Origin of the sequence: Bacteroides sp. AR20, from assembly GCF_964250605.1 — a bacterium.
In the GTDB taxonomy this organism is placed as follows: domain Bacteria; phylum Bacteroidota; class Bacteroidia; order Bacteroidales; family Bacteroidaceae; genus Bacteroides; species Bacteroides uniformis.
Map to the genome: position 1 here is coordinate 133,106 of NZ_CAXUGK010000004.1, position 19,976 is coordinate 153,081.

General features: G+C 49.6%; 16 protein-coding genes. 6 read left to right on the plus strand and 10 right to left on the minus strand.

Translation table 11 applies throughout. The annotated features are described in order from the left end of the window. The first annotated feature begins 54 nt into the window (after nucleotides 1-54). The gene (locus ACESTD_RS03890; RefSeq protein ID WP_005824063.1) at nucleotides 55-864 is read left to right on the plus strand and encodes a hypothetical protein; all 810 of its coding nucleotides are present in this window, start codon (nucleotides 55-57) and stop codon (nucleotides 862-864) included. Between the two features lie 453 nt (nucleotides 865-1,317). Here the strand turns inward: ACESTD_RS03890 and alaS are convergent, their stop codons facing one another. Next, entirely contained in the window at nucleotides 1,318-3,936 is a 2,619-nt protein-coding gene (gene alaS, locus ACESTD_RS03895; RefSeq protein ID WP_195288443.1) for an alanine--tRNA ligase, read from the minus strand. A 171-nt stretch (nucleotides 3,937-4,107) separates the two neighbouring features. Here alaS and ACESTD_RS03900 point away from each other — a divergent pair, with 171 nt between their 5' ends. Further along, entirely contained in the window at nucleotides 4,108-5,076 is a 969-nt protein-coding gene (locus tag ACESTD_RS03900) for a M23 family metallopeptidase (protein ID WP_005824061.1), read from the plus strand. Between the two features lie 29 nt (nucleotides 5,077-5,105). Next, a complete protein-coding gene (locus tag ACESTD_RS03905; RefSeq protein WP_005824060.1) occupies nucleotides 5,106-5,495 on the plus strand; it encodes a MerR family transcriptional regulator in 390 nt (129 codons plus the stop codon). A 17-nt stretch (nucleotides 5,496-5,512) separates the two neighbouring features. On the opposite strand, the gene ACESTD_RS03910 is transcribed toward ACESTD_RS03905, so the two are convergent. The 7 genes from ACESTD_RS03910 to ACESTD_RS03940 all read right to left on the minus strand — a co-directional run bounded on the left by ACESTD_RS03910 (nucleotide 5,513) and on the right by ACESTD_RS03940 (nucleotide 14,069). After that, entirely contained in the window at nucleotides 5,513-7,771 is a 2,259-nt protein-coding gene (locus ACESTD_RS03910) for a bifunctional (p)ppGpp synthetase/guanosine-3',5'-bis(diphosphate) 3'-pyrophosphohydrolase (RefSeq protein ID WP_005824059.1), read from the minus strand. 76 nt (nucleotides 7,772-7,847) lie between these two features. Continuing rightward, complete coding sequence (locus ACESTD_RS03915; RefSeq protein WP_200998832.1) at nucleotides 7,848-9,143, minus strand: lytic transglycosylase domain-containing protein; 1,296 nt, start codon at nucleotides 9,141-9,143, stop codon at nucleotides 7,848-7,850. 52 nt (nucleotides 9,144-9,195) lie between these two features. Continuing rightward, nucleotides 9,196-9,975, minus strand: coding sequence for a DUF5683 domain-containing protein (locus tag ACESTD_RS03920; protein WP_005824056.1), 780 nt, complete (start codon nucleotides 9,973-9,975; stop codon nucleotides 9,196-9,198). Then, nucleotides 9,976-10,860, minus strand: coding sequence for a ParB/RepB/Spo0J family partition protein (locus ACESTD_RS03925; RefSeq protein ID WP_005824054.1), 885 nt, complete (start codon nucleotides 10,858-10,860; stop codon nucleotides 9,976-9,978). A gap of 107 nt (nucleotides 10,861-10,967) precedes the next feature. Beyond that, nucleotides 10,968-11,738 carry a ParA family protein gene (locus ACESTD_RS03930; RefSeq protein ID WP_008665665.1) on the minus strand — a complete coding sequence of 257 codons (771 nt, stop codon included), beginning with the start codon at nucleotides 11,736-11,738 and terminating at the stop codon, nucleotides 10,968-10,970. Between the two features lie 375 nt (nucleotides 11,739-12,113). After that, nucleotides 12,114-12,587 carry a DUF456 domain-containing protein gene (locus tag ACESTD_RS03935; protein ID WP_005824051.1) on the minus strand — a complete coding sequence of 158 codons (474 nt, stop codon included), beginning with the start codon at nucleotides 12,585-12,587 and terminating at the stop codon, nucleotides 12,114-12,116. Nucleotides 12,588-12,632: 45 nt separating this feature from the next. Further along, entirely contained in the window at nucleotides 12,633-14,069 is a 1,437-nt protein-coding gene (locus tag ACESTD_RS03940; protein WP_087333346.1) for a DUF1080 domain-containing protein, read from the minus strand. A 157-nt stretch (nucleotides 14,070-14,226) separates the two neighbouring features. Here ACESTD_RS03940 and surE point away from each other — a divergent pair, with 157 nt between their 5' ends. The 3 genes from surE (at nucleotide 14,227) to ACESTD_RS03955 (ending at nucleotide 17,009) form a co-directional block, all read left to right on the plus strand. Next, the gene (surE, locus tag ACESTD_RS03945) at nucleotides 14,227-14,991 is read left to right on the plus strand and encodes a 5'/3'-nucleotidase SurE (protein WP_005824046.1); all 765 of its coding nucleotides are present in this window, start codon (nucleotides 14,227-14,229) and stop codon (nucleotides 14,989-14,991) included. 24 nt (nucleotides 14,992-15,015) lie between these two features. Next, entirely contained in the window at nucleotides 15,016-16,161 is a 1,146-nt protein-coding gene (lpxB, locus tag ACESTD_RS03950) for a lipid-A-disaccharide synthase (protein ID WP_005824044.1), read from the plus strand. Between the two features lie 98 nt (nucleotides 16,162-16,259). Continuing rightward, nucleotides 16,260-17,009, plus strand: a complete 750-nt coding sequence (locus tag ACESTD_RS03955; protein ID WP_022402312.1) for a NigD-like protein — start codon at nucleotides 16,260-16,262, stop codon at nucleotides 17,007-17,009. A 117-nt stretch (nucleotides 17,010-17,126) separates the two neighbouring features. Here the strand turns inward: ACESTD_RS03955 and ACESTD_RS03960 are convergent, their stop codons facing one another. Next, nucleotides 17,127-17,969, minus strand: a complete 843-nt coding sequence (locus ACESTD_RS03960; protein ID WP_009037172.1) for a phosphatidate cytidylyltransferase — start codon at nucleotides 17,967-17,969, stop codon at nucleotides 17,127-17,129. After that, nucleotides 17,959-19,971, minus strand: a complete 2,013-nt coding sequence (ftsH, locus tag ACESTD_RS03965; protein ID WP_005824037.1) for an ATP-dependent zinc metalloprotease FtsH — start codon at nucleotides 19,969-19,971, stop codon at nucleotides 17,959-17,961. The genes ACESTD_RS03960 and ftsH overlap by 11 nt, the downstream gene beginning before the upstream one ends. Nucleotides 19,972-19,976 lie beyond the last annotated feature (5 nt).

Below are 19,976 nucleotides of genomic sequence, written 5' to 3' on the forward strand. Positions count from 1 at the left end.
GTATTCCGGCATTTTTTGTATTTTTGTAGATAGAACAACTATAACTGAACAAGTATGAAGAAGCTATACTCTCTCTTTGCCTTGATAGCACTGCTGTTTACCGCTTCCGGTTGCGAGGACGATTACCGAAGCATGGTACTTTTCGAAGGTGTGGAGCCTATCTACCAGATTGGGACATGTGACAATCTGGTGTCCAATCTTTCTTATTATCTTTCTGAAACAAACGAAGATACAGTGCTGGGCATTGACGGCGGCGACGGTTCCTATAATGTGATTAACGAGCACGAGTCGGTGGCTTCCGTGACTTTTACCGATGATGTCAACGGGTATCAGCGTATCAAGATTCATCCGCTGGCAGAGGGGGAGACGATTGTGAAGGTGATGGATGGTTCCGGTGAGGAAACACAACTGCGCATCACGGTGAAAGGTCGTAGGCAATATACGTTGACGAAAATGGGCTTCGAGTATGGTATCAGTAGTGGTGCACCGACGGAACTGCTGGGTGATGTTTCTAAGGCACTTGCCGAGCGTCCTTGGGTGAAGGATGGCGGGTATTATGTGTTGGTGCCCGAAGATTTCTCCAATAGTATGTGGAAAGGTGTATTGGAAATCTATCCGACGGGAAAAGAGGAGGAACCGCTAATGGGGATATACGAGACAGTTCCAGTGGAAGATGAGAACGGAGATACATATGCATTGTGGCAGTTTACTTATAATGGAGAGAAGAGGCTCTTTACGCGGACGGTCTCGGGAAATGGTAAATGTGTACTTGCGGAAAATGTAACTCCTTTCTGTCCTTCCAGTTTGCTGCCCGAAGGTGCACTGGTGGTTTATCGCGAAATGTTTATACTTCGGATGGAATAAGGTTTTAGTGGAAATCTTGTCAAGAGCAGATTTACGAAAGATTAACAGACGGGAGGCTTAGGCTTCCCGTTTTTGTTTCTGTTGCGCATCATCTGTCTGTTCTGTATGCATCATTCGTTTGCTTCGAATGCATTGTCTGTTTGTTCTGGACTAATCATCCGTTCCCTCCACTTCACTGTCCCAAACCTTAGGGTTTTTCACGGAAACCCCAGGGCTTTGGAGGGTAAATGCCAGCCATTTCACTTGCTAAGGTGTGGCATTTAGGATGGTAAGGTGTGGAGTTTGGGGAGCCGGCATGTGGCATTTCAAATGGAATACCGTGGAGGATAAAAAGAAAAGGAGAAGCAATGCTCCTCCTTTCCCGGTAGTTTAATTTTGAAATATCTAAAAAATGACATTACAAATATACAACATCACAGAGGCGATGTCAAGTGTTTCGCCAATTATTTTCAATTATAATCCTGCCAATTCCAAAACTTTGTCAATGGCAGCGTTCAGTCCGTCAGCATTCTTACCGCCGGCAGTTGCAAAGTGGGGCTGGCCACCGCCACCGCCTTGGATAAGTTTGGCAGCTTCTTTCACCAGGTTACCGGCTTTCAGTCCGCCTGCCACGAGGTTGTCGCTCAGCATGACGGTCAGCATCGGCTTGCCTTCGGCTTCTGTTCCCGCTACGAAGAACAGGTTTTCCGTAATCTGGCCACGCAACTGGAAGGCGATGTTCTTCACTGTTTCTGCCGGCAGGGGAGCACAGAACTTGATGACTTTAACGCCATTGACTTCCTGCACGTTCTTCAGCAGTCTTTCTTTCAGCTGTGCTTCTTTCTCTTTCATGAAGTCCTCTACCTGCTTCTTCAGTCCGGCGTTTTCGTCAATATACTTACGGATGGTTCCGGCAAGGTCGGGTGCGTTGTTGAAGAGCGCCTTCAAGTCGTGCAGCGTGTCCTCGATGGTGTTCATCAGTTCCTCCACGCGTGCACCCGTGTAGGCTTCGATACGGCGCACACCGGCAGCCACGGAGCTTTCGGAGATAATCTTCACCATACCGATGTTTCCGGTTGCAGCCACGTGCGTACCACCACAGAATTCTACGGAAGAACCGAACTGGATAACGCGTACATGGTCGCCGTACTTCTCGCCGAACAGAGCGATGGCGCCCAGTTCTTTGGCTTCTTCGATAGGAATGTTGCGGTATTCTTTCAAAGGTATGTTGGCGCGAATCTTTGCATTAACGATGTGTTCCACCTTGCGGATTTCCTCGTCCGTCACCTTCTGGAAGTGTGAGAAGTCGAAACGCAGGGAGTCCGGTGTAACCAAAGAGCCCTTCTGCTCTACATGCTCGCCCAATACTTCGCGCAGCGCAGCATCCAGCAAGTGGGTAGCAGAGTGGTTGGCGGCACAAGCGGCACGCTTGTCGGTATCCACGCATGCCATCATCGGAGCTTCCATGTGTTCGGGCAGCTTCTTGGTGATGTGGATAGGCAGGTTGTTCTCCTTCTTGGTGTCTACCACTTCGATGGTCTCAAACTCGTTCACCAATACACCGGTGTCACCTACCTGACCGCCGCTTTCGGCATAGAACGGAGTCTTGTCCAGTACAATCTGATACAAGGTTTGGTTCTTCTGCTTCACTTGGCGGTAGCGCAGAATGGATGTTTCGTATTCCGTATAGTCATATCCTACGAATTCGGTAGTACCCTCCTTTAGCGTAATCCAGTCACCGGTCTCTATGGCGGCGGCATTGCGGGCACGCTGTTTCTGCTGCTGCATTTCGGCGTCAAACTCCTTGATGTCGGCAGTCATGCCGTTTTCGCGGAGAATCAGTTCCGTCAAGTCGAACGGGAAACCGAAGGTATCATATAAGGTAAAGGCATCCTTTCCGCTGATTTCGTTCTTGCCGGCGGCTTTGGCGTCTGCCATGGTCTTTTCCAGCAGGCGGATACCCGTCTCCAGGGTGCGGAGGAAGGAGTCTTCTTCTTCCTTGATAACTTTGGCAATCAGTTCCTTCTGTGCATCCAGTTCGGGATAAGCGGCGCCCATGTTCTCGATGAGTACGGGGAGGAGCTTGTACATGAATGCCTGCTTCTGTCCGAGGAACGTGTAACCGTAGCGCACGGCACGGCGGAGGATACGACGGATGACGTAACCTGCCTTGGCATTGCTCGGAAGCTGTCCGTCGGTGATGGAGAAGGCGATGGTGCGGATGTGGTCGGCAATTACACGCATGGCGATGTCCGACTTCTCATCTTCGCCATACTTCTTGCCTGCCATGTCTCCGATGGCTTTCAGTATCGGTTGGAATACGTCGGTGTCGTAGTTGGAGGTCTTTCCTTGCAGTGTGCGCACCAGTCGCTCGAAGCCCATGCCGGTGTCGATAACCTTGGCGGGAAGTCCTTCCAGGCTGCCGTCCGCCTTGCGGTTGAACTGCATGAACACGAGGTTCCAGATTTCAATCACCTGCGGGTGGTCTTTGTTCACCAGCTGGCTGCCGGGTACTTTGGCCTTCTCTTCTTCCGAACGGGAGTCCACATGGATTTCCGAACACGGACCGCACGGTCCCGTATCACCCATTTCCCAGAAGTTATCGTGTTTGTTGCCATTCAGAATGTGGTCTTTCGGCAAGAACTGCTCCCAGTAAGAAGCGGCTTCGTTGTCGCGTTCCAGTCCTTCTTCGGCGCTACCTTCGAATACGGTGGCGTAGAGGTCTTTGGGGTCGAGTTTCAATACATCCACCAGATACTCCCATGCCCAGGAGATGGCTTCCTTCTTGAAGTAGTCGCCAAACGACCAGTTGCCCAGCATCTCGAACATGGTGTGGTGGTAGGTATCGTGACCCACTTCCTCCAGGTCGTTGTGCTTTCCGCTTACGCGAAGGCATTTCTGCGAGTCAGCAACTCTTTTGTATTTCGCCGGGTGGTTGCCCAAAATAATATCTTTAAACTGGTTCATTCCCGCATTGGTGAACATCAACGTGGGGTCATCCTTAATCACCATCGGGGCCGAAGGCACTATCTGGTGACCTTTACTTTCGAAGAAACTCTTGAAAGAGTCTCTGATTTCGTTTGCAGTCAACATACTCTCTATTGATTTATCTGATTCTAATTTGATTTACCTTCTCTTGTCGTTTTTTGCCCGTTTCTTACTACTAACTACTTGCTACTTAGTCTTAATATTCTTGAAAAAACTGTGCAAAGATAGCTTGTTTTTATTACTTTTGTCGCATTGACAAGCGAAATATTTCCTAAGATGCGCAAAGTTTACTACATTTATAATCCCCAGACGCAGACGTACGACCGTATTTATCCTACCGTGAGGCAGCGGGCGCTGAGCATTCTCCGCCGTTTGTTCATCGGTATGGGGCTGGGTGCGGGCAGTTTCATCGTATTGCTGCTTATCTTCGGCTCTCCGTCGGAGAAGGAGTTGCGAAAGGAGAACAGCAAACTGCAGGCGCAGTACAACGTCCTCTCCCGCCGGCTGGACGAGGCTATGGGAGTGCTGCAAGACATACAGCAGCGTGATGACAATCTGTACCGGGTGATTTTCATGGCCGACCCTATTCCTTCTGCCATCCGTCAGGCTGGATACGGCGGTACCAACCGCTATGAGCATCTGATGGATATGGCTAACTCCGACTTGGTTATCAATACCACGCAGAAAATGGATATGATTAGCAAGCAACTCTATATCCAGTCCCGCTCCTTTGACGATGTGGTGGAGATGTGCAAGAATCATGATGAAATGCTGCGCTGCATTCCTGCCATACAGCCGGTTTCCAATAAAGACCTCCGTAAGACCGCTTCGGGTTACGGTACGCGTATCGACCCCATTTATGGTACCAGCAAGTTCCATGAGGGTATGGACTTTTCGGCTCCCCAGGGCACGGATGTCTATGCCACGGGAGATGGCACCGTGGTGCAGATGGGCTGGCAATCGGGCTATGGCAACAGAATTGTGATAGACCACGGCTTCGGTTATCAGACGGTGTATGCACACTTGCGCGATTTCCGGACGAAGTTGGGCAAGAAAGTGGTACGTGGTGAGGTCATTGGCGGGGTAGGCAGTACGGGCAAGAGTACTGGTCCGCACTTGCACTACGAAGTACACGTCAAGGGAAAGGTTGTGAATCCCGTCAACTACTACTTCATGGATCTCAGTGCCGAGGATTATGACCGCATGATACAGATTGCGGCGAACCATGGTAAGGTGCTTGATTGACGGATGATTTATAGAGAAAGGATTACATCATGCTGAATACAGATAAGAATTTAAAGTTATATTACTCCATCAGCGAGGTGGCTGCCATGTTCGATGTCAACGAATCACTGCTCCGTTTCTGGGAAAAGGAGTTTCCGCAACTCAATCCGAAGAAGGGGGGGCGGGGAATACGCCAGTACCGTAAGGAGGACATTGAGACAGTGAAACTTATCTATCATCTGGTGAAGGAGCGCGGAATGACCTTGCCCGGCGCCCGCCAACGGATGAAAGACAATAAAGAAGCTACGATACGCAACTTTGAAATCGTAGATCGCCTGAGAGCTATCCGCGAAGAACTGGTAGGCATGAAACTGGCATTGGATGAGTTTACTTACGAGGATGTGGAGAGCTTGAAGGAAAATATTCAAGGACTGAAGTAGAATAAATACCACTCCGTTTATTCCTCTACTCTCGTCACTTGTTTTATATTCTGTATCTGCTTCAGGTTATTGCAGATAGTGCGCACGTCGTCCACATCGTGTACATAGAGTTGTATCTTTCCTTCGAAGATACCGTCGTTGGTTTCGATGGTCAGTTTACGGATATTCACGTTGAGCTGGCGGGAGATGACTTGAGTTACTTCGTTCAGCAATCCCATGCTGTCTATACCTTTTATATATATGGTGACTAGGAACGACAAATCCTTGTGAGTGTCCCACTCGGTGGCGATGATACGGTTTCCGTAGCTACTCTTAAGGCGGGTGGCAACGGGGCATTGGCGCTTGTGGATGACAACACGGTTTTGCTCGTCGATGTATCCCAGTACGTCGTCACCCGGAATGGGATGGCAACAGTCGGCCATAATATAGTTCTTTGAGATGGTCTCTTCCGTCAGCTTCAGAATCTGCTTAGTGTTGATTTTCTCTTGCGGTGTTTTCTCTTCCGGTTGTTCTTTGGCATCCTTGTTGTCCTTGTTACCGAAGGAGAAGGTCAGGAACTTCTTCCAGTTGCTGTTCTGCTTTTCCTTGAACACGTTCTTGTCGGCATCGCCCAGCACAACCCGTTTGTTGCCGATGGCAACGAGCAGCTCGTCGCGGGTGTGGAAGCCGTGCAGCCTGGTCAGCTTGTCCAGAGCAGCATCATCCATACGTATATCCTCGTTTTTGAAGAATTCGTTCAGTATGGTTTCACCTTCTTTCTGATAGGCTTTCGCCTCTTTGCGCAGGATGGCGGCAATCTTGGCGCGGGCGCGGGCGGTGGTGGCATACACTTCCCACTCCGGCTGCACGCGTTGCGATTTGGAGGTCAATATCTCTACCTGGTCACCGCTTTGCAGTTTGTGGCTTAGGGGAACCAGTTTGTGGTTTACCTTGGCGCCGATGCAGTGGCTGCCGATGTCGGTATGCAAGGAGAAGGCAAAGTCCAGTGCCGTAGAGTTCTGCGGCATGGTCTTGAGGTCGCCTTTCGGGGTGAAGACGAAAATTTCCGATGCAAACAAGTTCAGTTTGATGGTATCGAGAAAATCGATGGCGTCCGGTTGTGGGTCGTCCAGAATTTCCTTGATGGTACGCAACCATTTCTCCAGTTCGCCTTCATCTTCGCTGCCTCCGCCTTCTTTGTATTTCCAGTGGGCGGCAAAGCCTTGTTCGGCAACGTCATTCATGCGTTCACTGCGGATTTGTACTTCAATCCATTGCCCGTTGTTACCCATAAGGGTGACGTGCAGGGCTTGGTAGCCGTTGGCTTTGGGATGGCTCACCCAGTCGCGCAGGCGGTCAGGGTGGGGCTTGTATATCTTGGATATGGAGACGTAAATGTCGAAGCAGTCGTTTAGCTCTTCCTCTATATTGCGGGGCTCGAAGATGATGCGGACAGCAAGCAAATCATAGATTTCCTCGAAGGGGACATGCTTGGTCTGCATTTTGTTCCAGATGGAGTAGATGGACTTTACACGGGCAAGGATACGGTATTTCAGTCCCATTTTGTCCAGTTGCGCCCGTATCGGAGCGGTGAACTCATTGAATACCTTGTCGCGCTCCACGGCGGTGGCTTCCAGTTTCTCTTCTATCTCGTGGTACTCTTCCGGATGTTCGTACTTGAAGCTCAGGTTTTCCAGTTCTGTCTTGATTTTGTACAAGCCGAGGCGGTTGGCGAGCGGGGCATAAATATAGAGTGTTTCGCCTGCAATCTTGAACTGCTTGTTGGGCAGCATGGAGCCGAGTGTACGCATGTTATGCAGACGGTCGGCTATCTTGATGAGGATAACCCGGATATCGTCGGACATGGTGAGCAGCAGCTTCTTGAAGTTCTCTGCCTGCGCCGAGGCACGGTCGCCGAAGATACCGCCGGAAATCTTTGTCAGCCCGTCTACAATCTGGGCGATTTTGGGACCGAAGATGTTTTCAATATCCTCTACGGTGTAGTCGGTGTCCTCCACCACATCATGCAGCAATGCCGAGCATATGGAAGTAGACCCCAGTCCTATCTCATTACAGACAATCTTTGCCACAGCAATGGGGTGCATGATGTAGGGCTCGCCGGAACGACGCTTGATGCCCTTATGCGCCTGGTTGGCAAAGTTGAATGCTTTGGTTATTATTTCGACGCGCTTGCGGTGCTTGGTGGCCAAATAGTCGTTCAACAGTTCTTGGAATGCCTGTTCGATCATTTCCTCTTCGGCTTTTTCCTTTTCCTTCTGACTTATATTTTCTTCCATATACTGCTTTCTCCTTTCTTCACTTCACTTTTTGCAAAAATAAGCAATTTTCAACACCGGGCAAGCGTTTATGTCTTTATTTATAAATCTTCAAGCGCTTTCCTGCGGAGATTCTGGTACTGCGCAATCCATTCCAACTTTTTAACTGATTGACAGTGACACCGTATTTCCGTGCAATGCTGCCGAGATTCTCGCCACTGCGTATCTTGTGGTAGGTGACATTCCCCGTAGCGGTACTGCCTTTGCTGCTACGTGCCGTCGAGCGTGTATTGGAAACGGCCACGACTCTGCGGTTCTTGAACAGCTCGTTACTGCGGTGGGCATAGATGGTGTCTTGCTTGTCAATGAAGGCACTGATGTAGTTGATGGGGAGGCGTAGCGTCTGCGGCTTGCTCTCTCCGGGGATGATGCTTTTCTTGAATTGGGGATTTAGGCTCTTTATCTGGTCCAGGCTGATGCCGCATAGGTCGGAAATCTGCTCGAAATGAAGGTTACGGCTTACTTGCACCGTATCGGTTGCTTCCGGAATGTCAGTTTCCATGGGGCAGATGTTGTGCTTGCAGTAGTAGGTCATTACGTAGTTGGCGGCAATGAAGGCGGGCACGTAGCCGCGTGTCTCTTTGGGCAGATAGTTGTAGATTTCCCAATAATCGGTTTTCCCTCCCGAGCGGCGGATGGCTTTGTTGATGGTGCCCGGACCGCAGTTGTAGGCGGCAATCACCAGGTTCCAGTCTTTGTAAATGTCATACATGTCCTTCAGGTAGCGTGCTGCCGCCCAGGTCGCCTTTATCGGGTCACGGCGTTCGTCTACGAGGCTGTTGCTTTCCAGTCCGTATATCTTTCCGGTGGCGAGCATAAACTGCCATAGTCCGCAGGCTCCCGCGCGGGATACGGCAGAAGGGTTGAGAGCGGATTCTATGATGGGCAGGTATTTCAGCTCGAGCGGCAGGCCGTAGGCATCCAGCGCTTCTTCGAAGATGGGCATATAGAAGTTGCAGGCGCTCAGCATGAAGGCAACCTGGTTGCGCAGACGTCCGGCATACATGTCGATGAACTTGCGCACAATCTCGTTGTATGGCATTTCCATGACGGTCGGCATGCGCGACAACCGGTCTATGTATACAGAGTCACTGAACATCGGGTTTACGGTAGAGGTGCTGCAGTCTTTTCCCAAGTCTATGTAATTCTTGGCTTTCCAGTCATTGAGCAGGCTGTCCAGCGGATAGGTCATGCTTTTGGGCAGCTCGATGGATTCCTGGCGTTCCGTGCCGTTTTCGCGGATAAGCACTTCCACGCTTTCTTGCGCATGCATGGCCGGAGCGGTGAAGAGGGCGCAAAACAGAAGCGAGGAACCGAGAATAATTCTTTTCATATATATGGCCTTGTGTGTCATTAGGTAATAATTTATGCTTTAATTTTCGTTTTTAGAATCGGAAACTGCATTGCACGCCGACGTTCTTATTAGAGGAACCAGTCATCTGGCTGTTGATTATGGCAGGTTCCACTTTCATGCTGAGGTCGGGGGTGATGTCAAAGTTGGACAGCTCTGCGTCTACGTATGCGTCGACAACAGACAGCAGGTATACACCGATAAAGGCGAAGATGCTCAAGTCGCGGTATCGTCGGAAGGTATCCTTACGCTTCCGTAGTGTCTCCGTCAGCTGGCTTTCGGTATAGTTATAGTTGGGAGGCAGCAGGTCGGTAATGGTACTGGAGTTGAAATTACCATTTACGGCATCCTTGTAGGCGGCCGAATAGTCCTTATACATCTTGCTGTTCCACGTAAGGGCATAGGCACAACCGGCAAATCCTCCATAGAAGATGGGCAGTTTCCAATACTTGCGGTTGTAAATTTGTCCACCGCCGGGAATGACGAGGGCAAGCCAGGTGGCTTTTGTGGGATTAGGTACCCACCTTTTGGGGTCGATGGCCTTTTGCAGACTGTCTGTAGGCACGGGCTGTTCCTTCAGGTCGGGGCTGGCAGTCATTTCCAGCATCTTCCGCTTGTTTTCGGCTGCAAGACTGTCGGCAACAGTGAGGCTGTCCCGGTTCACCACGGTGTTGAGTGTATCGGTCTGATGCCGCTGCGCACGCTTGGAAGCGGCACGTGGACGGTCTTGACCATACATAGCAATCCCTGCCATCTGTAAAAAACAGAGCAGCAGGGCAATGGCTAACTGATATATTCTTCCTTTTTTCCTCATTTATTTCTTCAGCGTATCAAGAATGCCGATGATACGTTCCAATTCTTCTTCGTTATTGAACGGGATACTGATTTTACCTTTTCCTTTCTCCGAGCAGGTTAGCTGCACCTTGGTACTGAAAAAGCCCGAGAGCTGTTGTTTCAGCATATTGAATTCTTCGGGCAGTTTGGCGCGCTTGGGGGCAATCTTACGACCACCGCTCTTCACGCTTTCGCCTTCACTCAGTGACTTTACGATTTCTTCCACTTTGCGTACGGAATACCCGTGCTCCAGGATTTCTTCGAAAATCTTCACTTGCAGTTTGGGATCGCCAAGCGTTACCAACGCGCGGGCATGTCCCATGTCTATCTGCTTGTTCTGCAGTCCCATCTGGACGGGGGCGGGCAGTTTGAGCAGGCGCAGGTAGTTGGCAATGGTGGTACGCTTCTTACCTACGCGTTCGCTGAGGCGTTCCTGCGTCAGTCCGTATTGTTCCAACAGATGCTGGTAAGCGAGGGCTATTTCTACGGAGTTCAAGTCTTCGCGCTGTATGTTTTCGATGAGCGCCATTTCCATGACGTTCTCGTCATCTGCAGTGCGGATATAGGCAGGGATGCTTGTCAGTCCGGCAAGCTGCGAAGCACGGAAACGACGCTCGCCGGCGATAATCTGGTATTCGTCGTCGCTAAGCTTGCGCAGGGTGATGGGCTGTATGATGCCGATTTCGGAGATGGAATCGGCTAACTCCTGCAACGCAACCGGGTCGAATTCATGACGGGGCTGGTTGGGATTGACCGTAATCTTCGACAGCTCTATCTCATTGATAGAGGAGGAGCCTTCGGTCTTTACTTCATCCATGGAGAAGAGGGCGTCCAGCCCGCGTCCTAATGCATTTCTTTGTGCCATCTGTTTATTTACTATTTGACGATTTACAATTTAACCATACGGGATGATTTGTTTGTGCATTGTAAATATGGTATTTATCACTAATCATTAATCACTAACCACTATAATCACTTCTTTTCGTTTCTGCTTATCAATTCCTTGGCAAGTGCCATGTGGTTTTTGGCTCCGGTTGAGTCTGCGTCATAGAGAATGGTGGGCAGGCCGTAGCTGGGAGCTTCGCTCAGTTTCACATTGCGCTGGATGACGGTGTTGAATACCAATTCCTGGAAGTGGCGTTTCACTTCATCGTAAATCTGGTTGGCCTGGCGCAGACGCGAGTCGTACATCGTCAGCAGGAAGCCTTCGATTTCGAGGGCAGGGTTCAGCTTGGACTTGATGATTTTAATGGTATTCAGCAATTTGCTGATGCCTTCCAGTGCAAAATATTCCGCTTGTACGGGGATGATTACCGAATCGGCGGCAGTCAGTGCGTTGACCGTAATCAGACCCAAAGACGGGGAACAGTCTATCAAGATATAATCAAACTCATTCTTCAGCGGAGCGAGTACTTCTTTCAGTATCTTTTCGCGGTTTTTCAGATTGAGCATCTCTATTTCGGCACCTACCAGATTGATGTGGGAGGAGATTACCTTCAGTGTGTCTATCTCCGTGTCATGAAGGGCCTCGCGTACGTCTGCACGGTCAATAATGCACTCGTAGATAGTACATTCCGACTGCTTGATGTCCACACCCAATCCTGAGGAGGCATTGGCCTGCGGGTCGGCATCTACAACGAGCACTTTCTTTTCAAGCGTGGCGAGTGAGGCTGCGAGGTTGATTGTCGTCGTAGTCTTGCCTACACCACCCTTTTGGTTAGCCATAGCAATTATTTTTCCCATAATCTCAATATTTATTGGCAGCGAAATAAGTGATAATTCCGGATAGCGCCTACAAATTTGGAGAAAGATTGCAAAAACGGTTGATAAGTCGGCTGTTTTGTTAATAACTCACAGACGTTTACCGCTGTTTTTCTTCTTGTAAATTGCGCGTAAAGCGTTCTTTCTCTGTTTAGTGGGCAAATATACGTATTTATCTTGAAATGAAGCTGATTTTTTGTCTCGCTTGCAGAAGATTAAGATTTGTAAACCAATGGAAGACATTGGCTTGGACTATTCTCTCTACTTGCATGAGATGTACATCTCATGCAGATGGACTACCGTGTGGAAGATGGTCGGGGGATAAGTTGTTCCCGGGCAGAAGGAGAGGAGCTGGTGTCAGACCAAGGCTTTGACGAACTCCCAGCAGAAGTACGCACACATCACACATTTCACTACTGTGCCCAGCAAGAATCCAAGCAGCGAGCCCAGCCCCGATTTCAAGGCCTGGTCTGTCTTGCTGCCTCCCATCAGTTCGCCGGCAAAGGCTCCGAGAAAGGGGCCGAGGATGATGCCCCAAGGCATGAAGAACAACCCTACGATGGTGCCTATGAGGCAGCCGCGCGTTCCCCACCGACTGCCTCCGCTGTATTTGCTGCCCAGCATCGGGACGAAATAATCCAGTATCTGTACAAGGACGACTGCTGCCAGCCATAAAAGTAACTGCGTGGTGGAAAACTGCGCCTTGTCCGTGAAATGTAGAAGCAACAAGCCTGCATAGGCTACGGGCGGTCCCGGAATCATAGGCAGGATGCAGCCTGCCAATCCGACAATCAGGCAGAGGATGCCCAAGATGATGAGAAGAATGTCCATAGGTGTATCGTTTCTGTTGGTGAAGATGACAGCGGTTGTTCCCTGCTACTCGAATCGGTTGTATATGACAATGGGGCGGGAGCGGCGTGTGCTCATCGACGGGAACCATATATCGTCGGCTGTGAGGCCACATTGCTTGATGGCTTCGGCGCAGTATTCCAGTCGTCCGAAGTCGGCATCGACATTGTTTGTACCGAATGTGAATTTGATTCCACGTGCTTTGGCGCGACGGATAATCTCGAAACTGGGAATCCGGTAGCGTGCATTGATTTCCAGAGCGATTCCATGTTGTTGCAATACATCCAATACGCGTTCAATGCGTCCGTCCGTCCAGTACTTGTCGTAATCATGCGCCATAGTATCGGGCAAGAAGGTAGGGTTGGCATAAATGTCGGCAGGCTCGTTGGTCAGAATCAGGACTGTTTGGTCGACAAGGTGGTCCATATACTGTTCAAGCGTAATGTCATCAAAGAGTGCTTCTTCGGCCCGGTAGATGCGCGAGTTACGTCCCTTGTGGTCTATGATGGTCATGGCGTCGGTAAACAGGTAATCGAAAATCCCCAAGGCTTCCTGCGAGAAAGTTGCCGTCCATTTGCGTCCCTCACCTTGTACACCGCACAGGAATGGCATCCCTTTTACTTCATTAAAATAGTCGTACACTTCTTTGTCATCGGCCAGCATACGTCCTACGCCTCCTTCTCCGGCATTGGGGGCGACACCATAGTTGATACCGTAATTCATGGACATGGCGTGTGCCATTTCCTTCGTCAGCCCTCCTTTCAAGTGAACGTGATAGTCTATAACTGGGAAATCGTGCTGCTGTAGCCTGATTATCTCATCCGTGCGCTCGTCTACCGGAGCAAGCGTGTCGGCTTCGTTGCGTGCTTCCTTGGCAAGCCGTTCGATGGCGAGATTCCGGAATGACACTTCGCCGTGTATGCCTTGCAGGGCAATGGAACCTTGACTCAGCAGTTGCCGGGCGTGCTCCTCTGTGCGATATGGGTGTCCGGGTTCGGTATAGCAAACAACTTCGGTTCCGTTAATGCAGACAATGATGTTTTGTCCGCGTACGGTTATCTCGAAGTCAAACCATTCTCCATCTTTTGCGAGTGAGCGATAGAGGTTGCGCACCGAGGCGAGTGAGCCGCTCTTGCGTGTGCCGTCGATGTCTCCGTTACGGAATATCACTTCATAACCGGACTCGCCGTCCGTATGAAAGAGGAGGCCTGCTTCGGAGCCGGGTTGTGTGAGGGCTTCTCCGGTGAGCCGGAAATTTTGGTATTCTTTGTCGTTGAAGAGCTTCCGGCCTTCTGCAATGACCGGGTCTGCCGTGTGAAGCGTAGATGTCCCGTCATTCCATTGGTCAAGTGGCTCGGGAGAACTGCTCCTGCCACAGCTTGTCAGGGTTGTTAGAAACAGAATAATTGCGGCAGCTGCCGTCTCGATGCGTGCAGCAATGGTAGAATGGCAAAAAGTGTTCATTATAGCATGGATTTTATGAATGATTATATTCCAACTATTGTCGGTACAAAGTTAGCCTTTTCTGAAAATATCTTTGAATACAAAAGAATTATTATCTTTGTAGTATTCTGTTTAAAGCCTTTTTAGCTACTTTTGCACGATAATAAAAAAGAAAGTTATGGAAAATCAGAGACCTTTGATATTGATTTCCAATGATGACGGCATCATTGCGAAAGGTATTAGCGAGTTAATCAAATTCCTCCGTCCGCTGGGCGAGATTGTGGTAATGGCGCCGGATGCACCCCGCTCTGGAAGTGCGTGTGCGCTGACTGTAACGGAACCTATCCACTACCAGTTGGTCCGTAAGGATGTTGGGCTGACGGTATACAAGTGTTCCGGTACGCCGACCGATTGTGTGAAGCTGGCTTTTCATACGGTGCTCGACCGCAAGCCCGACTTGGTGGTAGGCGGCATCAACCACGGCGACAATTCTTCTGTAAACCTGCATTATTCCGGTACGATGGGCGTTGTGATAGAGGGATGCCTGAAAGGAGTGCCTTCCATCGGATTCTCCCTTTGCAACCATGAGCCGAACGCTGATTTTGAACCTGCAGGTCCTTACATCCGCGAGATAGCCCGGCTGGTATTGGAGAAAGGACTCCCTCCGTTGACATGCCTCAATGTCAACTTCCCCGATACCAAAGAATTGAAGGGTGTGAAGATTTGCGAACAAACCAAGGGGCAATGGACCAATGAATGGGAAAACTTTGCCCATAGAGGAGATGCCCATTACTACTGGCTGACCGGCGAGTTTGAGAACAACGATGCCGAAAATGAGAAGAATGACCATTGGGCGCTTGATAACGGTTATGTGGCAATCACCCCGACCACGGTGGATGCAACGGCATACGGCTTGATTGATGAACTGAAAGCATGGTTCTGAATTAATTGACAATTATCAATTGATATGAAGTATTACTTGATTGTCGGTGAAGCTTCTGGCGACCTGCATGCCTCCCATCTGATGGCTGCATTGAAGGAGGAGGACTCGCAAGCGGAGTTCCGTTTCTTCGGAGGCGACCTCATGGCTGCAGTGGGCGGTGTGATGGTGAAGCATTACAAAGAGTTGGCGTATATGGGGTTCATTCCCGTATTGCTGCATCTGCGCACCATCTTTGCCAATATGAAGCGCTGCAAGGAGGATATTGTTGCGTGGCAGCCGGATGTGCTGATTTTGGTGGACTATCCGGGCTTTAATCTGGATATAGCCAAGTTTGTCCATGCCAACACAAGGATTCCTGTCTTTTATTATATTTCTCCCAAGATTTGGGCATGGAAGGAATACCGCATCAAGAATATTAAACGGGATGTGGATGAGCTGTTCTCCATCCTACCGTTCGAGGTGGAATTTTTTGAAGGGAAGCACGGGTATCCGATACATTATGTCGGCAATCCGACAGTGGATGAAGTGACGGCTTTTCTTGCTTCCAGCTCAGAGACATTCGACGACTTTGTCCGGGCAAACGGACTTTCGGCCAAACCCGTTATTGCTCTGCTGGCTGGTAGCCGCAAGCAGGAAATCAAGGACAATCTGCCCGACATGCTTCGTGCGGCAGCTTCTTTTCCCGATTATCAACTGGTGCTGGCCGGTGCTCCGGGTATTTCCCCCGAGTATTACAAACGTTATGTGGGTGGGGTGGACGTGAAGATTATCTTCAACAAGACATTCCCTTTGTTGAGGCAGGCAGAGGCTGCACTGGTCACTTCGGGGACGGCAACGCTGGAAACAGCTCTGTTTCGTGTGCCGCAAGCGGTATGTTACCATACTCCGATAGGGAAGGTTATCGCTTTCCTGAAACGGCATATACTGAAAGTGAAGTACATTTCCCTGGTCAATCTCATAGCCAACCGGGAGGTGGTGAAAGAGCTGGTTGCAGATACCATGACGGTAGAGCAGGTACGCTCGGAGCTGAACCGCATTTTGTACGATAAGGAATACCGCCGTCAGATGCTCGAGGGATATGAGTATATGGCATCCTGTCTGGGAGAGGCAGGGGCACCCAAACATGCTGCCCGCGAGATGGTGGCATTACTGAGGAGGAGGGAAGAATAATCGAAAAATTAAGAATTTGTTAAAATGGGAAAAGCCGGTGCAGTAAATGCCCGGCTTTTGTATTTTCTATACAGAAACAAATGAAAAGGACTTTGATTATGAAAAAGCTACATTGGTTATTTATGGCAATATGTTTGGCAGTGATGCCCGCTTTGCAATCATGTGATGATAACGACGGATATTCTTTGGGTGATTTTACCCCGCCTTTGTGGGCCACTGTGCGTGTTACGGGAAATGCCTTTTATTTAAACTGCGATGTTTGGGGGACGCTCTGGCCGGTGAATACGGACATAGGGTGGTATGATGCCGTGGATGGGCAGCGTGTGATTACCGTGTTCAATCCTTTGTGGGACGACTATGCAGGATATGATCATGCTGTGAAGCTGCTGCGTCTGCAGAACGTTTTGACGAAAGAGGTGGAGACGCTGACTCCCGAAACCGAAGAGGAATTCGGTAATGACCCCGTGCGTATATATAAAGGTGATATTACCATCAGTGGTGGCTATATGAACATTTTTTTCATGCAGAACCTGCCATCTTCGACTGATAATAAACACCGTATCAGCCTGGTGCGTCCGCAAGAAGATGATACTTTGTATGGCGAAGATGGATACGTCCATTTGGAACTCCGCTATAACGACTATGATGACCTGACGGGACGTCGTAGTCCTGGTGCTGTCTCCTATAACTTGAACAGTCTGGACATCCCCTCTGAAACCAAAGGCATCAAGTTGAAACTCAATTCAGAAGAGAATGGAGAGGTGGAAGTAACCTTTGATTTGAAAACTGCGGGGAGTAATGAAAAGCTGACTACTAATGTGGATTTGTCCAATATGCAGTTGAAGTAAGAAAGAGTTTGCGAGAGTATATAGTTAGAAAGAGCACCCGTGATTTTGATGTCATTCATCTTGCCCGGGTGCTCTTTTTATATCTGTTTTATGTAAGTTTGGTCATGTGAGCCGTCGTTAGAACATCGTCAAGGCATATAGATAAACAACTGCTGCAGGAATTGCCATCAGGGCACTGTCGAAACGGTCGAGCATCCCTCCATGCCCCGGCAGAATGTTACCGGAATCCTTGATGCCCAATTGGCGTTTCATGAGTGATTCGGTCAGATCGCCCCAAGTGCCGAAAATGACGACAACGATTGCCAAACCTACCCATTGCCATCCTGGCATAAAAGGAAAGAAATGTGCAAAGCCAAGAGAGGAAGCGATGGAGAATATTCCGCCGCCGATGCTGCCCTCCCAGGATTTTTTAGGTGAGATACGTTCGAACAGACGGTGTTTGCCTATCAGCGAACCTACGCAATAGGCACCTGTATCGCTCAACCAGATAAATACGAAAATGGAAAGCGGTAGAATAGGGTTGTAGGTCACACTGCCCGTTTCCGGGGAATTCTGAAAAGCAAGTACGTTCAGCAGGGCAAAGGGGAGTGCCACGTACAATTGGCTTAGCATGGAGTAGGCCCAGTTACCCGTCGGATTCTTTTTCTTGAGGTAAAGTTCCGTAATCATCATGTAGAGCAATAGTCCCAAATAAGGAAGGAATACTCGTGCTCCTACAGACTGCTGGGTACAGAAACTCATCAATGCAAGGAAAAGGTAGGCTCCCCCCAATGCAGTGATGGTCTTGTTTATGCTTACTTCGCCGCTCTTGCTGACTAATTGGGCAAACTCATGTACGCTCAGTGCGCTGATAATGGTGAACAGTATACCGAACGAAAGGGGGCTGTAAAGAATACAGCCCACCAATACTATGACGAATAACACGCCGGTAACGGCACGTTGGATAAAGTTATTTTTCATGCTTTTCTTCTTCCTTAACTTCCTTTTCTGCTTCTATGGCTTTTTGCTCTTCTTCTTGCTCCGCTTTTTTCAGTTCGGCAGCAGTCTTGTTTGCACTGATTTCTTCCGAACGGGAAGCCCATGGACGTTTCCCAAAGATGTGTTCAACGTCTTCGGCAAAGATTACTTCTTTGTCAATCAGCAGTTGTGCCAGCCGGTTGTGCCCTTCTTGGTTTTCGGACAATATTTTCTTGGCACGTTCGTACTGTTCATTAACCATCTGCTTCACTTCTTCGTCAATCAATTCCGCAGTCTTTTCGCTATACGGGCGGTTGAAGGAATATTCCTCATTATTATAATAGCAGAGGTTGGGTAGTTTTTCGCTCATACCCAGATAGGCAATCATACCGTACGCCTGCTTTGTCACGCGTTCCAAGTCATTCATGGCTCCGGTGGATATTCTACCTAAGAATAGGTCTTCGGCGGCACGTCCTCCCAAGGTGGCACACATCTCATCGAGCATCTGTTCCTTAGTGGTGATTTGCCGTTCTTCCGGCAGATACCAAGCCGCGCCCAAAGCGCGTCCACGGGGTACAATGGTTACTTTAATCAGCGGATTGGCGTATTCCAGTAACCAGGAGATGCTGGCATGGCCGGCTTCGTGTATAGCAATGGAACGGCGTTCGGCTTCGGTAGTGATTTTGGTTTTCTTTTCTAATCCCCCCACAATACGGTCTACGGCATCCAGGAAGTCTTGCTTTCCGACGAACTTCTTGCCGTGGCGGGCGGCTATCAAAGCTGCTTCGTTACATACATTGGCAATGTCTGCCCCCGAGAATCCGGGAGTCTGGCGTGCCAGAAGGTCTACATCCACACTATTGTCTATCTTGATGGGGCGCAGGTGTACACCGAATACTTCCTTACGCTCATTAAGGTCGGGTAGGTCTACATGTATCTGGCGGTCAAAACGTCCGGCGCGCAGCAATGCCTTATCCAAAACGTCCACACGGTTGGTGGCGGCTAAGATGATAACACCACTATTGGAGCCGAAACCGTCCATCTCGGTCAGTAACTGGTTCAATGTGTTCTCGCGCTCGTCGTTGCCACCCATAGCGGCTGCTTTGGCACGGGCACGCCCTACAGCGTCAATCTCGTCGATGAACACGATACAAGGCGCTTTTTCCTTTGCTTGGCGAAACAAATCGCGGACACGGGAAGCTCCCACGCCGACAAACATTTCCACAAAGTCGGAACCTGCCAAAGAGAAGAAAGGTACGTTGGCTTCTCCGGCCACGGCCTTTGCAAGCAGGGTCTTTCCGGTTCCCGGAGGGCCTACCAGCAAGGCGCCCTTGGGTATCTTACCTCCCAAATCGGTATATTTCTGGGGCTCTTTCAAGAACTCGACAATTTCTTCTACCTCTTGCTTGGCTTCAGCAAGTCCTGCCACATCCTTGAATGTAATCTTGATGGGGGAACCTTTTTCAAACAATTGGGCCTTGGACTTTCCTACGCTGAAGATGCCTCCACCTCCGCCCATGCCTCCACCACCGCTCATGCGGCGGGACATGAAAATCCAGAAACCGATAAGGAATGCAAAGGGGAGAATCTGCCACAAAATGGCACCGAAGTAGTTCCGCTTTTTTTCGTAGTTAATGGAGCCGTCAAAGTGGGCGTCGTCTCTTTCCTTTTGCAGGAAATTACCTAGGCTCTCGCGTGAGGGGGCCTCGGTCGTAATAAGCGGATTCTTGCCTACGCGGCTGGAGTCCTGGCGAAATACGTTTCCTACGTGCTGGGGTTTGACGTATGCTTCGACGGAATTGTCGTCGTAGCCGATGACTTTGCTTATATAACCGTCTCGTACATATTGCTGGAATTCATCATAAGAGATGTTTTTAGTTGCCGTACCACTTTCATTGGTCAGGTACAACCCCAGCAACATCATCGCTATAATCATATACAGCCAGTTCAGGTTGAACTTGGGCATATTCACTTTATTGGGTTTCTTGTTGGTATTATTGTCCATACGTT

What these genes read in the sequence shown, in the direction of transcription:
- ACESTD_RS03960 (WP_009037172.1), bottom strand. Translation starts at nt 17,969, where the DNA reads ATGAAAAATAACTTTATCCAACGTGCCGTTACCGGCGTGTTATTCGTC.
- ACESTD_RS03915 (WP_200998832.1), bottom strand. Translation starts at nt 9,143, where the DNA reads ATGAAAAGAATTATTCTCGGTTCCTCGCTTCTGTTTTGCGCCCTCTTC.
- alaS (WP_195288443.1), bottom strand. Translation starts at nt 3,936, where the DNA reads ATGTTGACTGCAAACGAAATCAGAGACTCTTTCAAGAGTTTCTTCGAA.
- ACESTD_RS03925 (WP_005824054.1), bottom strand. Translation starts at nt 10,860, where the DNA reads ATGGCACAAAGAAATGCATTAGGACGCGGGCTGGACGCCCTCTTCTCC.
- ACESTD_RS03920 (WP_005824056.1), bottom strand. Translation starts at nt 9,975, where the DNA reads ATGAGGAAAAAAGGAAGAATATATCAGTTAGCCATTGCCCTGCTGCTC.
- ACESTD_RS03905 (WP_005824060.1), top strand. Translation starts at nt 5,106, where the DNA reads ATGCTGAATACAGATAAGAATTTAAAGTTATATTACTCCATCAGCGAG.
- surE (WP_005824046.1), top strand. Translation starts at nt 14,227, where the DNA reads ATGGAAAATCAGAGACCTTTGATATTGATTTCCAATGATGACGGCATC.
- ftsH (WP_005824037.1), bottom strand. Translation starts at nt 19,971, where the DNA reads ATGGACAATAATACCAACAAGAAACCCAATAAAGTGAATATGCCCAAG.
- ACESTD_RS03935 (WP_005824051.1), bottom strand. Translation starts at nt 12,587, where the DNA reads ATGGACATTCTTCTCATCATCTTGGGCATCCTCTGCCTGATTGTCGGA.
- ACESTD_RS03890 (WP_005824063.1), top strand. Translation starts at nt 55, where the DNA reads ATGAAGAAGCTATACTCTCTCTTTGCCTTGATAGCACTGCTGTTTACC.
- ACESTD_RS03900 (WP_005824061.1), top strand. Translation starts at nt 4,108, where the DNA reads ATGCGCAAAGTTTACTACATTTATAATCCCCAGACGCAGACGTACGAC.
- ACESTD_RS03910 (WP_005824059.1), bottom strand. Translation starts at nt 7,771, where the DNA reads ATGGAAGAAAATATAAGTCAGAAGGAAAAGGAAAAAGCCGAAGAGGAA.
- lpxB (WP_005824044.1), top strand. Translation starts at nt 15,016, where the DNA reads ATGAAGTATTACTTGATTGTCGGTGAAGCTTCTGGCGACCTGCATGCC.
- ACESTD_RS03930 (WP_008665665.1), bottom strand. Translation starts at nt 11,738, where the DNA reads ATGGGAAAAATAATTGCTATGGCTAACCAAAAGGGTGGTGTAGGCAAG.
- ACESTD_RS03940 (WP_087333346.1), bottom strand. Translation starts at nt 14,069, where the DNA reads ATGAACACTTTTTGCCATTCTACCATTGCTGCACGCATCGAGACGGCA.
- ACESTD_RS03955 (WP_022402312.1), top strand. Translation starts at nt 16,260, where the DNA reads ATGAAAAAGCTACATTGGTTATTTATGGCAATATGTTTGGCAGTGATG.